Genomic DNA, 15,010 nt, shown 5'->3' with positions numbered 1-15,010 from the left:
CTTGCGCCGTATTTTCCCAAGAGCCACGGCAAGCCTCGGGTTGATGACCGCCGTGAAACCTGGAGTGCCGCCGATTGGGTGCCATATGGCTACCGACCGTCTTTGTCACAAATGCGATGGGCCCTGTCAGCTGCGTGCGAATTCCAGAAGCGGAGCGATGTCATGATTGTCCGCCGCGCGTAGTGCTGCGACGTAGCGTCCACGCATTTCGCCAACATTGGCCAGACTGCCGCCGCCCCAGGTAAAAGGATCACCGCCAAGCCGCTCGATCAGTCGGTCGGCTGCGAGACGTGCCTGCCGTCCATTTCCATTCGGGAACGGGTGGATGGCGACGAGACGATGATGGAATCTGATTGCTATCTCATCCGGTGGAAAGGTCTTGTGTTCAATCCAGTAACGGATGTCGCTCAATAAGCTCGCGAGCTCCATTCCAATACGATAAGCCTGAACGCCGATGTTGCGCTCCGTCGCCCGGAACGTGCCGGCCCATTGCCAGACGTCACCGAACATCCGTTTATGTAGTGTCCGCATGAAGTCTTCGCTGAGCATCCGTTCGAGTGGCAAGCGCCGCCGGCCACGCGCCCAAGCCGCACCCTCGACAATGTTTTCCTCTTCCGCTTCGTTGAGGTCGCGGCGGTGAGTGATCCAAGTCTGAAGCAAACCCTCCCGTTCCTGCGGCTCAAGCGGCGTCGCGTCTTCGGGTTCCTGGAAAAGATCTGTCATACCTCGTGCCAGAGATCGCGCTCAGAGAGCCTGTCGCGGATGTATGCCTGGATGCGAGATTCGGAATCCGCATTGTCCGTGCCTTGTGCTTCCAAACGCATCGTGTGCGCGACGCGCTGGAGTTCGCGCTTGGCGATCTTGCGTGCCCGTGCCTCGATAACGGTTTCAAGAGAGCTGTTTGGAACGAGGGCATAGACGAGCGTGCAATCCAGGGCCTCGGCGGCGCGGCGCAGGGTATTGAGTTGGATTGTCCCGGCTGCCTCCGACTTTTCGATTGATTCAACTGTTTGTGGCCGGACTCCGATGCGCGTGCCCAGCTGCGCACCCGTCATGCCGAGGGCATCGCGCAGCGCTCGGATCCATCCCTTCGGTGGCGCCCTAAACCGATCAACTGGTTGGAGCGGCTGAAGTCTTTCGTCAAGCCGTCCCCGTGCTCTTTTGCGGGTATCACTTTTCATTTTCAGCCCATAAACTGATATTGGATTTGTTTTATCAGCTTAAAGGCTGACCCTCAAGTACATTTCATCAGCCTGTAGGCTGCATAAGATTTTCGTGACAGCAGTCTGTAGTCTGATTTCTGTCTAATGGTATCAGCCCTTAGTCTGGTGCGTGATCTGGAGAAACGCCGAGGGGTCGACGGCGCACGTCCTCACGGAAGAAGAACGCCAGGCGCTGGTTGAGCATGACTTCGTCACCCTGTTTGAGATGGTGCCCACTTCTTTCTTAACCTCACCCTCTTCATCGGGATCTACGACGAACCCTACCGGCAAAAACTCGGCCCCTTGGCCTTTCAGAGAGAGTTCGCCGAGAAGCTGCGGCACTGGCATGGCAAGACCTACCCTTCGATCAGAACCTAGCCGGGGCCAGAAGGTCAATGTCGGCTCGTTAATTAAGCGCACTTACCTACGTCTGTCACTTAATTAAATGAAATGCGTCTTGCTTAAATAAGGGGCGCGATTGATATTGGGTTATGTCTGATTCCGAATCCAAAAACCGCCTGGGTCGTTTCGTCGAGACGGTCGCTGCCAGTGAAACAGTGCGGGCGTTCGTGCCCCCACCATTGCCGCCCGAGCCGGCGATTGATGTGCTTTCATTGCTAGAGCGCCTCAGCTTGGCTGAGCGCGCGCTAGGACGCCTGGATGGTATCACAATGCTGCTGCCGAGACAGGAGCTGTTTCTTTATATGTATGTAAGAAAGGAAGCCGTTCTTTCCTCGCAGATTGAAGGCACGCAGTCGACCCTTTCTGATCTCTTGCGGTTTGAGACCGAAGCTCAAGCCGGGCAGCCGGTTGATGATATCCGTGAAGTATCCAACTATGTTGACGCCATGATGTATGGTTTAGAGCGGCTGGAAACGTTGCCCATGTCGTTGCGTCTGATCCGCGAGATGCACGCTAGGCTCCTGGACAGTGGGCGGGGGGGCACCAAGGATCCAGGAGAGTTCCGCCGCTCGCAAAATTGGATCGGTGGCACGCGCCCCGGTAACGCACACTTTGTACCGCCACCCGTTACTGAAATGGCCGGTTGCCTGGATGCGTTCGAGCGCTTCATGCATGACGACCAATCACGGTTACCCGCGTTAATCAAAGCTGGCCTGCTGCACGTGCAGTTCGAAACGATCCATCCGTTTCTCGATGGTAACGGTCGTATCGGCCGTCTGCTTGTAACCCTGTATCTTTGCATGAAAGGCGTTTTGCGAAAGCCGCTGCTCTACCTCAGCCTCTATCTGAAGTCCCATCGGAGAGAATACTATCGGCTACTGCAAGAGGTTCGCGAACATGGCAACTGGGAAGCTTGGCTGGAGTTTTTCCTGACGGGCGTCGCCGACACTGCCAATCAAGCGTTTGAGGCTGCTACTCAGATCGTCGATCTTTTCAAGGAAGATCGGGAGCGGATAACGATGGAGAGTGATAGAGCAGGGTCGGCCCTTCGCATTCACGAGCTTTTCCAGCAGAATCCTTTTCACACAGCGAACCAGATTGTTCAGGTGACGGGTTTGTCCGCGCCAACGGTCAACGCCGCACTCGCCGACCTAGAGCGATTGGGCATCGTTGATGAGGTTACCGGCCGCAAGCGTGGCCGCGTGTTTAGCTATCGACGATACCTTGCAATTCTAGGCGAAGGCACCGATCCCTTGCCCCTCAATTCATGACAAATAGATGGGGCCAAAGGTTCGACTTTCATCAAGGCGTAAGATGAGCCGACCGTCGGCATGTTCACGTCGGCGGCTTCATTCGAGGGGTTCATCATCACTCGATCTCACAGCCGAGCCGTGTTAAAGATGCACCCAACCAAGCAAGTTTATTTTTGCTTAGCTTTACGTTTTTCATCTGCTCATCTCAGCCGCTACGTCTCGACATCGGAGGGTGCGGTGCCGAGAGAAGACCGTCGATATCGCTACAGATGCGGTCACCCAGATTGAGCACTAGCTGATTGGGCCGAAGTTACGTGGTTGATCGCTGTCGTTGTTCAGGATTTCAACGATCCGATTATAGCCGTAGAGAGTAGCGAGGCTCAGTGGTGTCATGCCTGAATGAGTTTTCAAATCACGGCGAGCACCGGCGCGCACCAGAGACGCTACGGCATCCACGTATCCATGCCACACAGCATCGTGCAAAGCGGTCAGACCATTGTAAGGACCCTGCGCATCAAGCTCAACCTGAGTATCCCCCTGCTTTGTTGATGAGGTCAAAATATCGATGTGATCCGCCTTTCCGAAGTAGGCAGCATCGTGAAGTGGCGAACCACGCATGAGACCGATCGTACGGCGAGGATCTGCACCAGAATCCAGCAATAAGCGCACTATTTCGGCATGACCTTCGCGAACTGCGAGACCAAGAGGTGTGTAGTCGTCATCGAACGTCCCGGTTATTGGCACCCGAACCTCAAAATCCGCGCCATCTGCGATCAGCCGCTTCACCTCCTCAATATTTCCGGCCTTTACTGATGAGACGATCGACAAGCTGGCGATGTGCTTTTCATCCGCCTCATCTCGATCCTCAATAAGCGCAGCGATTACCTTGAGGGCGTCATGCCTGGCGATTTCGAGCGCTGTCTGTTGCCAGTAATTCCGTATCGTGGTGCGCGCGCGGCGCGACAGCAAAACCCGCACAACAGCTTCGTGCTTGTGAAGCACGGCATCCATCAATGCGGTATTGCCAAGAACTGGCGATTGCTGATCGATGAAGGCTCCGTGGTCAAGCAGAATCCCGATCACGTCGGCGCTGCCGGACTGCGCTGCCTTGTGGATTGCCGTTGCTCCCATTCGAGGTTCCGCCGCCAGCACGTCCGCCCCGGCAGTAAGGAGCAAAGCAACAGCTTGTGCCTGTCCAAGCGCAGACGCGATCATCAACGGCGTGAGACCATCGGGGCCTCTAGCATTAACGTCCGCCCCGGCGTCGATAGCTTCTTTGACCGAAGCAAGACCGCCTGTACGAATAGCGTGAGAAAGTATCATGGACCTATGTTCCTTGATCGATTAGACAGTTGCTGAAACGGCGGCGTTCAGGCCGTTCAGGAATTTGATGATTTCGGCATTCACGCGTTCGCGGGCCTCATGATGAGGCCAGTGACCTACACCTTCCAGGCGCACGACATCGACGAGCCCGGGCGCTGTCTCGCGCATCTCTTCCACGGTCGGTGGGACCGGGTGGAACAGTCGGCACAACCCGTCTGCATCGCCCCAAATATAAAGCGATGGCTGCTTGATAAGCACATCTTTGTAGGCAGCGAGATGCTCAAACGTCGCCTGCACCCCACGGTACTGGTTCAGACCGCCTCTAAATCCCGTTCGCTGGAACGTTTCGATGTTGTGCTTCATATAGGCTGGATCGACCCAGTTCGGCAGTATTTCAGGGGCAGGTCGAAACATATTCCGCTTTGCGTCGATGGGGTCCCAGCCGGTTCCTTCGGCGGGCTCGCCCGACAGCCAGTAGAGTGCACTGGGGATAGTTTTGCTCGCATCACGGATCCGGTTATCCGTCTCCGGCTTCATCATGTCGAAAGCATAATAGAGATCGCCGAGACCCCGACTGCGTAGCATGTCCCAAGTACTCAACTCACCACGTGGCAGGAACGGGATACTGAGTGAAATAATCCCGTTGAACCGATCTGGTCGCATGACCATTGCCCGTTGTCCGTGGTCCGCGCCCCAATCATGCGATACGATCGTTGCGGTAGGCACCTGCAATGCATCAAGGATGCCAATCAGGTCGCCAACAATTAGGGCTCCGCTGTAAAGTGCTGGATCTTCCGGGGAATAGCTGTCGCCAAAACCCCTCATGTCGAGCGCAATCGCGCGGTACCCGTTATCTGCGACAACTTGCATCTGGCTACGCCATGTTTCCACAGTGTCGGGAAAACCGTGCAAGAAAAGCACGACGGGACCACGGCCTTGTTCAACGACATGGAATGAGGCACCGTTGGCCTCAATTTGCGAATGGTGTACGGGATGATCCGTGGTGGCTGATGCTTTGGGGTCACTCATTTTATGCTCCAGTCTATGCTTGATCCGAGCCTTGCGGCGCGCGTTGGACCGGCGCCAATTCCATGACTTCACCACCTGAGGCGCGAAGGCGCTCAAAGTATGTGGAGTGGTCGATGAGCTGGGCTGGGAAGTAGAGGCCCGGTCGGGGCGTATCGCCCGCGAGACCAGCCATGCGTTCAAGAACGAGCGCGACACCCAGACCCGTTAGCGGCATCTGCCCACCGGGGTGAACGATCGCGTGACGTTTCCGAAGCGGCTGCCCGGCGTGATCCAGGCCTGAAAGATTGATCATGATTTCAGTCGATACCGGTCCGCCATTCCGGCGGGTGGAGCTCATTCCAATGGCCAGGTCGAACCGAATATCAGGAGCGCCGGTTGCGTTTGCCAACAACAAGACGTCGTTTGGCGAAAACAAGTTCGCGTCCAACTCGGTACCGTCGATTGCGCGAACCTTCGATCTGGTCTCGGCGCCATGGCACCATCGCCACGCGCCAGCCGTTCTCATAAGAGCGGCAGCACCCGCATACATCTGGCGCTCAAGGTCTGCATTTGCTGCAGGTCCGAACGCATCCTGTTCATCGAGCACTGCCTCGATATGAATGTTTTCCAGACGACCAAATTCTCGGGCGAACAAGAGTGACGGCACGCTTGTCGCACCAACGAGCCATTCTGTACCAAGGACGACTGGCGCGGCGGTAGGTCTCTGCATGAATGTAGCAGTTTCCAAGCCCAGCTCGCTTATGCCTGGTGAGATGTTGACGTGCCCAACGCCCAATTGTTGGGCCCAGCGGAGAGCTGCCCCGGTTTTATCCGTAAAGAGCGTTGCGACCGCCGACACACGTTGCTCGCCTAGCCCCAGGTCAGAGGCAGTGAGGTCCACTACCACCGCAGACGCGCCGTCGACAGCTGCTGCTGCTCGTATCGCGCGTTGTTCGTCGCGACCACCAATGAGGATTGGTACATCAGGATATTGCTCACGCAAGAAGCGTGTGGCCCATCGCCCAACCTCGCCGGCGCCGCCGATAATCAGTATTGGGTCGTGGAGACTTCCAGAAGCTTGTAACATCACGATACCTGTGGTTTACTAATTCCTACACATGGTAGGTTACTAAAAGTAGGTATGCAAGTGGAAAAGCAAAAAGCCGCCATCGACAACAGGACTACAGGCCGACTTTCGAAGCCGGAGCGGCGTCAGCAGCTACTAGAGACGGCGCGCCTGATCGTTCGGGAGGAGGGTGCTGATCGGCTGACACTAGGTCACCTGGCAGCGCGGGCGGGCGTTTCCAAACCTGTGACCTATGAGCACTTCGAGACCAGAACGGGTTTGTTAATTGAACTCTATCGTTGGATAGACACCGAACGCATTGCCGCGTTTCGCACACTTATGGCTCAGGGAAATCGACCGGCGACAGAGACTATATTGGCTTTGGCTAAAACTTATCTGGCCTGCGGAACCGACCAAGGTGACGAATTCCATGCTGTCGGCGCGGCGCTCGCAGGAAGCGAGGAGAAAGCTAGCGTGTACCAGGAGTTGGTCGATGCTGTGATCGAAATGTTCATGGATGTTTTACGGCCTCACTCAAGCTTTCAGCCGGAATCGCTGGCATTGGCCTGCGCGGCATTGGTTGCGGCAGGAGACGCGTTGACAAGCGCTGTCACACGCGGGAGCTGCTCCGCTTCTGAGGCAGAGGAGGTGTTTTCGAATCTCATTGGAGCTGTGGCCCCGGGTAAAGTGTAAGAGGGGGTGTCGCTCGAAACAGCTGGGGGATATCGTGAGGGGCAGCTTCCGCAACTTGGCGCGACCCTCGCAAGCCATATGCGGTGACATTAGTATCCCTAGGTGTTTGTATTCGATTGTCGATTGAAGGCTGCTTGTGACGCGGATGCCGGCCATGCGCCGATGGACTATTCTGGCCCGTATACTAAGTCGATGGTGCGACACTTATTCCCTTCGCATCAAGCCATGAAAGGTTTTTTCCTTGCCGTCATAACATTTGCATCGTTCATGAACTCCGTCCTCAGTAGCGCATTTCCGGTTCGATTCCCATCAAGAGCATATGTGAGATGTTCTATACTAGCTGCCGAGCGCTAATGGCTCGTGTCTTCAAAAGGTTCGGGTAAACGGCATGCGAGTCTTGCGTCTGCTGGTAGGCATTGTCTGCTCGACAATAATTCCTGCCTACCGTTTGCTTGGATCTTAAATCAGAAACCAATCGACGATCTTACGAGCTTCAAGCACTGGGATGTCCTTGCGTCAACGCCGAGGGCAAAATTTCGTCGAGCAGCGTTAGCGCTGCGCGAACGCTGGGCGCGATAGATTTTTTGGGGGAATACAGCACATATAGATCAAAGCTCGCGAGGGTAAAATCCAGCAGGATCTGCTTCAGCGTCCCTTCAGAAATGGCATCAGCACATACGATATCCTGAAGGACGCCAATGCCAGCGCCGTCCAGCAGCAATCTGCGAAGCGGGCGCCAGTTACTGACGACGATGGCTGTCTCAACACGCACGGTGACCTGGCGTTTATTTCCGGCTGTGAGCACCATCCGGCCATCGTTGAATAGACCCGCCACGCGCAGAAAAGGATGCCGACCGAGATCAGCCGGAATATCTGGTTCACCATGTCGCTCGAGGTAAGCGGGCGAAGCCACGAGTCGACGACCTATTTGCCCGAGCTTGCGCGCTGTAAAACTGCCTTCTCCAAGGGTGCCGAGCCGAAGCGAGATATCGACACCCTCAGTGACTGGATCAACCATGCGGTCATTCAGAATAAGTTCGGCCATCAGTCGAGGATGACGTTCACGCAGACGCTGCAGCAGGGGTGCGACCACAACCTCGCCTAACCCATGTGGTGCGGCGATCTTCAAGGTCCCGTGGACAGAGGCTGGATCGTCCAAACTCGCCAACGCATTTTCAGTCGCCTCGATGGCCAACTTACAGCGCTCATAGAAGATATGGCCGGCCTGCGTCACTGACACCCGCCGCGTGTTACGTTGTAAAAGCCGGGTACCCAGATGCGTTTCCAGTCGATCGATGCGCTCGCTGACAGCCGGCTGGCCGATGCCCAGGTCGCGGGCTGCGGCCGACATGTTCTCGCGCTCGACGACCCTGACAAAGACACGCATTGCAGCCAAATAATCCATGATGTTAATCTATCGGATTGTCCGATAAATGGAAGTGGCATGAGGAGCATAATCATCGGGCATGAATTGATCTAAAGTCGAGAGCAATTCGATTAGATGGGTGGTGCCCATCATCAATGACCCACGGAGCTTCTCAATGACTGATATCAGACTCTATTTGTTTCAGGCTGGCCGACAGAGGTGCATGGACCATCATATATGGATGAACCAAGGCACAGGGGCTCTTGTCGAAATTCCGGTCCCTTGGTTTCTGCTCGTTCATCCCAAAGGCAATACGATCATCGATGGCGGCCTTGCAGTCGAGGGGCTTGCTGATCCACGGGCCTATTGGGGATCGTCCATCGACGCCTTCGAGCCGGTCATGAGTGAAGAGGAAGGCTGTATTACACAGCTTGGCGCGCTTGGTATCGATCCCGGAGACATACGTTTCGTTGCGCTGTCGCATCTCCATTCCGATCACACAGGCGGGATCGGTCGTTTCCCGAATGCGACACACATCGTACAGCGCAGTGAATACGAATACGCCAATAATCCCGACTGGTTTGTCGCCGGAGCCTATGTTCGCAAGGACTTCGATCGGCCGCACTTGAATTGGCATTTTCTGAAGGGTGACTGCACAGATTTCTATGATGTCTACGGTGATGGGGTGCTGCAGGCGATCTTCACTCCTGGGCACTCCGTCGGCCATCAGTCATTCCTGGTGACACTTCCCAATCAGAAGGCCATCCTGATTGCTGCCGATGCCGCTTACACACTGGATCATTGGAACGAGAGAGCTTTGCCCGCACTGATGTCGTCGGCGGTCGATACCGCGCATTCTGTAAGGAAGCTTCGTGCATTGGCAGATCGTACCGGTGCCCTGGTGGTCCCAGGCCATGATCCGAACGAATGGTCCCGGTTCCGGCTTGCTCCGGCCTATCTTGATTGAGGTGCATTCCTCATGATGAGGCCTGAGCATAACCCTTCGTACTCATCTCGCCATAGGAAATGCAGGCGATAACTGGCCTTCAAAAATGCACAGGGTTTTCCGTCATCATGAGGGAGCCGGTGTCGGGGATGTTTATGCGTATTGCTCTGCGCCGGTCGCGACTGGATCCGATCAGAATGTCTTTTTTAAAGTTCTCGCTGTTGCTGCCGGATCGTTCAAGAAACCCATTCGATACCGACGCAAGTTCCCGGATCGAAGTTCACAGATGTTATCTGTCCGGAATGTGGGCTTCCTTGTCAGATCCATGGTGCCGGACCGGAGAAGAGAGCGATGATCAATAACTTGCACTCGCGACGAAATTTCTTGAAGGGCACGGTTTTGGCGACGGGAGGATTGGTGCTTTCGGTCCAGCTGCCGCGCCTCGGGAGAGCCGCAGTCGCCGCCGGTCAGGAGAACCAGAAATCGTTCTTCCCGAATGCATTCATCAAAATCGATAGCGACGGCATCACTCTGATCATGGCTCATCACGAGGTTGGCCAGGGCATCTTCACGTCCAGCGCCATGCTGATGGCCGAAGAACTCGTGGTTGGACTTGATCAGGTCAAGCTCCAACCCGCGCCTCCAGACCTCTCGAAATATCTCGATCCGCTTCTCTTCGACCAGTCGACAGGTGGTTCGACGTCGACGAGGGCCGACTGGATGCGCCTGAGGCAGGCTGGGGCGGCCGCGCGGATGATGCTGGTTCAGGCCGCCGCTTCCGAATGGTCGGTGCCGGCCTTGGAGTGCCGTGTCGAGCTAGGCGTCGTCCATCACGATGCCACCGGACGATCTATGACGTACCTCGAGGTCGCGCCCAAAGCTGCGCTATTGTCAGTTCCTGAAAACGTTGTGCTGAAGGAGCCTCCGGAATTTAGGGTCATCGGCACCCGCGCCAAGCGCCTCGATACCCCGCATAAGGTGAACGGCAGCGCTATCTACGGGATAGACATCATCATTCCCAACATGAAATTTGCGACCCTGGCCATAAGCCCGGTGGTCGGGGGGCTGATCTCGAAGATGAACGAAGATGCAGCGCGAGCGGTCAAAGGCGTTCACGATATCGTCAAGCTGCCCGACGCCGTGGCCGTAATCGGCGATCATATGTGGGCCGCTAAGGCAGGCGTCGATGCGCTTGAGATCGAATGGGAGGCCGGACCCAATGGATCGATGAACCTCAATTCGATCATCAAGAAACTGGAACAGGCATCGCAGCAACAGGGTGTGATCATCCGCAACGACAAGGATGCCGCCTCGGTGATCTCGAATGCGGCGGTGAAGCTCTCCGCTGTCTATGAGTCGCCCTTTCTCTCCCATTCGCCGCTGGAGCCGCTGAATTGCACGCTTCACATTCAGGACAACAAGGCAGAGATGTGGGTCGGAACACAAGTTCCGGTGCGGGCACAAAAGGCCGTCGCGGAAGCAACCGGACTGCCGCAGGAGAGTGTGGTTGTGAATAATCAACTGATCGGCGGGGCGTTCGGACGTCGCCTTGATGTGGATTCGATCGAACTCGCCGCCCGGCTCCTCAAGGATATCCGGTATCCGGTAAAGCTCGTCTGGACCCGAGAACAGGACATGACGCACGATTACTACCGTCCCTACTATTACGACAGGGTCGCGGCGGGGTTGGACAAGGATGGTCGGCTCATTGGGCGAACGCACCGTGTGACGGGATCCTCGATCTTTGCACGCTACGCGCCCGCGGCCTTCATCAAGGGTGTCGATCCTGATGCGATCGAGTGCGCCTCGGAGACGCCCTACGACGAGGACGCGGTTTTCGTGGATTATGTCCGCAACGAGCCCGACGGCGTCAATACGAGCTGGTGGCGTGGAGTTGGTCCGTCGCACAATCTCTTCGTAGTTGAAAGTTTCGTGGATGAAATGGCTGCGGCGATCGAGCAGGATCCCGTCGAGTTCAGACGCAGGATGCTGACCAAAAACCCACGCGCGCTGGCGGTCCTGAACGAGGCGGCGGAGAAGGCGGGCTGGGGCGAAAAGCTTCCAGCCGGAAGAGGCCGGGGGGTCTCACTTCAGGTGGCGTTCGGAAGCTATCTCGCACATGTCCTCGATATCGAGATTACAAAAGAGGAAGTGAAGCTTCTTCGATCGGTCATCGCGGTCGATTGTGGTATCACGATCAACCCCGATACCGTGGAAGCCCAGATGCAGGGAGGTGTGATTTTCGGGCTGAGCAGCGCCATGTACAATCAGGTCACCTTCACCGACGGAGCAGTCGACCAGACCAATTTCGATATGTACCGAGCGCTCCGGATCAACGAGATCCCCAAGATCGAAATCTATCACATCAAGAGCCAGGAGAACCCGGGCGGCGTGGGCGAGGCAGCAACGGCTGCTGCCGCAGGTGCGCTCGCGAACGCGATCTTTGCGGCATCCGGAAAACGCATCCGTTCATTGCCACTCGCGGAGGCAGCTCTGAGCTAGCAACAGGAGCTGAGAGACGGCGTTGGCTCAACTGTGATCGCGCGCCGTCTCTTGGCTCAAACGAAAACCGACCGCAATGTGTCACGCGAATTGGCACCTACAGCTGCCTAAAAGCGGGCGGTGCCGTCTTCAGCACGAGACTACATGGTCGATGCCGCGCGTCGTTGGCGGGTCGCAAAGTGCAGTCGCTTTCTGGCCCGAAGTTCGGCTGGAATTCGTCGAGGACCACTGCGGAAGCCGCGTGATTCCATCGGCAAGATCATGCGGCGTAGATTCCACGCCCTATACCGTTGTCTAATCTCCCACTCAATCGAGATCATCCAATGAAACTTTACACGCATCCTGGAGCAAGCTCGCTCTCCGTCCACATCCTTTTGCGCGAGACGCGTCTACCTTTCGACCTGGAGGTGATCAATGTCACTGCCAAAGTTCGCGCGGATGGCTCCGACTACTGGAAGGTCGCCCAGCGGGGAATGGTACCACTACTGGAACTGGACAACGGCGAGACGCTGACCGAGAACCTCGTGATCGCCCAATACCTCTGTGATCTCGCGGGACGTCGTGACCTGATGCCGGAACCGGGGACCATGCAGCGCTACCGCGTCATGGAGTGGCAGAGCTACGTCGCTGCGGAACTGCACAAGAGTTTCGTACCGATGTTTTGGCCAATCGACGAGGAAATGCGGACGCTCGTCTTACAACGTATCCGTAGCCGCCTCGGATTCCTCGACGAGAGCCTCAAAGGACCGTTCCTGACCGGGGAAACCTTCACGGCCGCCGATGCCTATCTTTTCGTGATCGGGAGCTGGGCGAGGCATTTCGGGATCCCGACCGATGAGTTTCCTCGCGTGAGGAATTTGCTCAAGCTTGTATCTGAGCGGCAGTCGGTACGGGATGCTCTGAATGCGGAGGGGCGCGGGCTCGTTGTTATCGACGATCCTGATCCGATGCCGTGACGCGCAAATGAAGAAATTCGGCGGCGATGTCGGACATCGCCGCCGAGCGTTCAAGAGGCGTTCGTGCTCAAACCCCTTGGCGCTTGAAGCGCTGGTCAAGGAGTAGGGCGACAATTTCAGCCGCACCTGCTGCCACTCCGATGAGCCAGATGTCGCCGGCACCAACGATGGCCGCTCCGATAGCGCTTCCGATTGAGAAGCCGAGATACATCGTTGACGTATTCAACGAAAGAGATACCGACGCCTGGGACGGCGACGAGGCCTGGATGAGGCGCGCCATTTGTGCCGGGAAAAAGGACCAGACACTGAAACCCCATACGGCGATCGCAACAAGGGTCGGAACCAGTGCAGTTGATGGCGTCAGGCCCGTCACTGCGGCAAGAGCAAGGAAAGACAGTGCCAAAAGGACCAGCGAAGTCGTAGCTACCTTGCGTGAGCCGAACCGGTCGTTGAGCGCTCCGCCAGTGGTTACTCCGATGGCGGCGGCGATACCCCACATTGAAACGGTTGCAGCGATGCCGGTCACTCCGAAGTCTAGTTCGGATTTCAGGTAGGGCGCAATGTAAGGGTAGGCAGTATAGGCACCCAGGGACCAGAACAGGGTCACGGCGAGTAGCTCCAGGATCGCCTTCTGGCGAATCACACTGACCCTTTCGGACAGGCTAGCGACGGTCATACCGTCTCCCACCTGACGCCGTATGCCCGTCAAGATGCCGATAATCGCGATGAGGCCCATAACCGCGACAGCCAGAAACGTGGCACGCCAACCAAACGCATGGCCGACCAATGCGCCGAGGGGCAGGCCAAGTGCAATCGCGATGGTCATCCCGCCGCTGACAATCGCAAGGGCGCGACCACGTCTATGCGGACCGGCTATGGCACCCGCCAGCGCATTGGCACTCGGGACGTAAAGACCCGATGCGACCGCCATCAGGACGCGCGCTACGAGCAGGGTGGCGAAGGTGGAAGAGAAAGCGGCGGCAAGGTTACCAACAGTGAACAACGTCATTGCCACGATCAGCGTGTCCCGGCGATTCATGCGTCCGGTCGCGACGGTCGTGATCGGCGAGCTGATGGCCAGGACGAGCGTGAATACAACGACCAAAATGGCGGCCGTCGAAATACTCATGCCCAGATCGTCGGCGATGGTTGGTAGGAGAGGCGCGATCATGAAGCCTTCGGTGCCGATGGCAAAGGTACCGAGGGCGAGGAAATAGGCTGGGACCAGGGACGGTGCCGACGTTTCTGTATTCTGCACAACGCCGTCACCCGACATCCTGTTGTCTGTGATTTTCAGTCGATTTGACATGACGGATTCCCCGCGGAATTTGCTTCCCGGCCATTGACCGGGAAGCAATGCCGCGATTTTGAGGGCTTAGACTGGGATCGGGTTTGCCGCCAAGGATTCATTGAATCCGTGGACGAAGGCGTGCTCATTGTTCCCCGGGTTATCGCGAAGGGCCGCAATTTCCTCGACGTAAACTTCCGGGGCGTCTGTCTCGAGACCCTTCATCGTCTTTTCGATGAAAGTATCCAGCGGCATCGCGCGCGGATCACCGCTCTTTTTGACGAGATCCGTATCGACCCATGGCGGAGCGATTTCCTGGACCTTCACATTGGTGTCGCGAAGCATGAACCGTTGCGAAAGCGAGTATGAGTGAAGGGCTGCCTTTGTCGCTGAATAGACCGCATTCGAAGCGAGCGGCACGAAGGCGAGTACCGACGTATTATTGATAATCGTCGCTTCGGGCTGCGCCTTCAGGTGTTCAACGAGCGCGGAGGTCATGCGGATCGGGCCAAGCAGGTTCGTGTCGATAATGCGACGCGATACTTCGTCGTCAACCAGGCCGGAAGCGTCGTCGAACGGCATGATGCCCGCGTTATTGACCAGGACGTTCAGCTTGGGATACTCGGCGATCAGCTTCCTGGCGACGCGATGGATGTCGTCAATGTCGTTGATGTCGAGCTCAACGCCATCGATTCCCGGATTTGCCGCGGAGACTTCGTCGAGCAACGCCTTGCGGCGGCCTGCGACGATGACCTTGTTTCCGAGTTTGTGGAAGGCTTCCGCCAGCCCGCGGCCGATACCGGAAGTCCCGCCCGTAATGAAGATGGTGTTACCTGTCGTTTTCATGGATCGCTCCTGTTCGTTGAGACGCGCGTATTTCTAGGCGTATCGGCTCGGTTTCGATTGGAGGATCATGTCCCAAAATGCGATCGTCTCAAATGTCAAGGAAGCAGCATTTTAGGACATTGGTCGATCGTGAAATTGGCGATGGCTTCATTCATTCGT

Annotated in this window: 13 protein-coding genes; 5 read left to right on the top strand and 8 right to left on the bottom strand. The window is 56.6% G+C overall.

The annotated features are described in order from the left end of the window. Positions 1-126: 126 nt before the first annotated feature. Together QRN60_RS07205 and QRN60_RS07200 are read right to left on the bottom strand one after the other, a co-directional pair. Complete coding sequence (locus tag QRN60_RS07205) at positions 127-723, bottom strand: mobile mystery protein B (RefSeq protein ID WP_087744454.1); 597 nt, start codon at positions 721-723, stop codon at positions 127-129. Beyond that, positions 720-1,181 carry a mobile mystery protein A gene (locus tag QRN60_RS07200; RefSeq protein WP_087744452.1) on the bottom strand — a complete coding sequence of 154 codons (462 nt, stop codon included), beginning with the start codon at positions 1,179-1,181 and terminating at the stop codon, positions 720-722. Before QRN60_RS07200 ends, QRN60_RS07205 begins: the two co-directional genes overlap by 4 nt. Positions 1,182-1,693: 512 nt before the next feature. Here QRN60_RS07200 and QRN60_RS07195 point away from each other — a divergent pair. After that, positions 1,694-2,875: a Fic family protein gene (locus tag QRN60_RS07195; RefSeq protein ID WP_087744448.1), complete on the top strand. Its 1,182-nt coding sequence runs from the start codon at positions 1,694-1,696 to the stop codon at positions 2,873-2,875. A gap of 273 nt (positions 2,876-3,148) precedes the next feature. Here QRN60_RS07195 and QRN60_RS07190 read toward each other — a convergent pair whose 3' ends face one another. From QRN60_RS07190 to QRN60_RS07180, 3 genes are read right to left on the bottom strand one after another with little or no spacing between them, the layout of a single operon-like run. Beyond that, positions 3,149-4,180 (bottom strand): ankyrin repeat domain-containing protein, encoded by a 1,032-nt coding sequence (locus QRN60_RS07190; protein ID WP_087744446.1) that lies wholly within the window; start codon positions 4,178-4,180, stop codon positions 3,149-3,151. A 21-nt stretch (positions 4,181-4,201) separates the two neighbouring features. Next, positions 4,202-5,209, bottom strand: a complete 1,008-nt coding sequence (locus QRN60_RS07185) for an alpha/beta fold hydrolase (RefSeq protein ID WP_080865236.1) — start codon at positions 5,207-5,209, stop codon at positions 4,202-4,204. Between the two features lie 13 nt (positions 5,210-5,222). Next, positions 5,223-6,275, bottom strand: a complete 1,053-nt coding sequence (locus tag QRN60_RS07180; RefSeq protein ID WP_111791583.1) for an NAD(P)-dependent oxidoreductase — start codon at positions 6,273-6,275, stop codon at positions 5,223-5,225. A 54-nt stretch (positions 6,276-6,329) separates the two neighbouring features. Here QRN60_RS07180 and QRN60_RS07175 point away from each other — a divergent pair, with 54 nt between their 5' ends. After that, positions 6,330-6,947: a TetR/AcrR family transcriptional regulator gene (locus tag QRN60_RS07175; RefSeq protein WP_111791584.1), complete on the top strand. Its 618-nt coding sequence runs from the start codon at positions 6,330-6,332 to the stop codon at positions 6,945-6,947. A 493-nt stretch (positions 6,948-7,440) separates the two neighbouring features. Here QRN60_RS07175 and QRN60_RS07170 read toward each other — a convergent pair whose 3' ends face one another. Further along, entirely contained in the window at positions 7,441-8,352 is a 912-nt protein-coding gene (locus tag QRN60_RS07170) for a LysR family transcriptional regulator (protein WP_111791585.1), read from the bottom strand. A gap of 136 nt (positions 8,353-8,488) precedes the next feature. On the opposite strand from QRN60_RS07170, the gene attM reads away from it, so the two are divergent. The 3 genes from attM to QRN60_RS07155 all read left to right on the top strand — a co-directional run bounded on the left by attM (position 8,489) and on the right by QRN60_RS07155 (position 12,717). Further along, on the top strand, positions 8,489-9,280 hold the full coding sequence (gene attM, locus QRN60_RS07165; RefSeq protein WP_111791586.1) for an AttM family quorum-quenching N-acyl homoserine lactonase: 792 nt from the start codon (positions 8,489-8,491) through the stop codon (positions 9,278-9,280). Between the two features lie 330 nt (positions 9,281-9,610). After that, positions 9,611-11,761: a xanthine dehydrogenase family protein molybdopterin-binding subunit gene (locus tag QRN60_RS07160; protein ID WP_045534711.1), complete on the top strand. Its 2,151-nt coding sequence runs from the start codon at positions 9,611-9,613 to the stop codon at positions 11,759-11,761. A 323-nt stretch (positions 11,762-12,084) separates the two neighbouring features. Next, on the top strand, positions 12,085-12,717 hold the full coding sequence (locus QRN60_RS07155) for a glutathione S-transferase N-terminal domain-containing protein (protein ID WP_045534713.1): 633 nt from the start codon (positions 12,085-12,087) through the stop codon (positions 12,715-12,717). A gap of 67 nt (positions 12,718-12,784) precedes the next feature. On the opposite strand, the gene QRN60_RS07150 is transcribed toward QRN60_RS07155, so the two are convergent. Together QRN60_RS07150 and QRN60_RS07145 are read right to left on the bottom strand one after the other, a co-directional pair. Next, entirely contained in the window at positions 12,785-14,026 is a 1,242-nt protein-coding gene (locus tag QRN60_RS07150; RefSeq protein WP_236760344.1) for an MFS transporter, read from the bottom strand. 66 nt (positions 14,027-14,092) lie between these two features. Continuing rightward, a complete protein-coding gene (locus tag QRN60_RS07145; protein WP_045534717.1) occupies positions 14,093-14,851 on the bottom strand; it encodes an SDR family oxidoreductase in 759 nt (252 codons plus the stop codon). Positions 14,852-15,010: the final 159 nt, after the last annotated feature.

The sequence above is a fragment of the Agrobacterium sp. CFBP2214 genome (assembly GCF_030209895.1).
Taxonomy (GTDB): domain Bacteria; phylum Pseudomonadota; class Alphaproteobacteria; order Rhizobiales; family Rhizobiaceae; genus Agrobacterium; species Agrobacterium radiobacter.
This window is presented reverse-complemented; position numbering and strand designations above follow the sequence as displayed.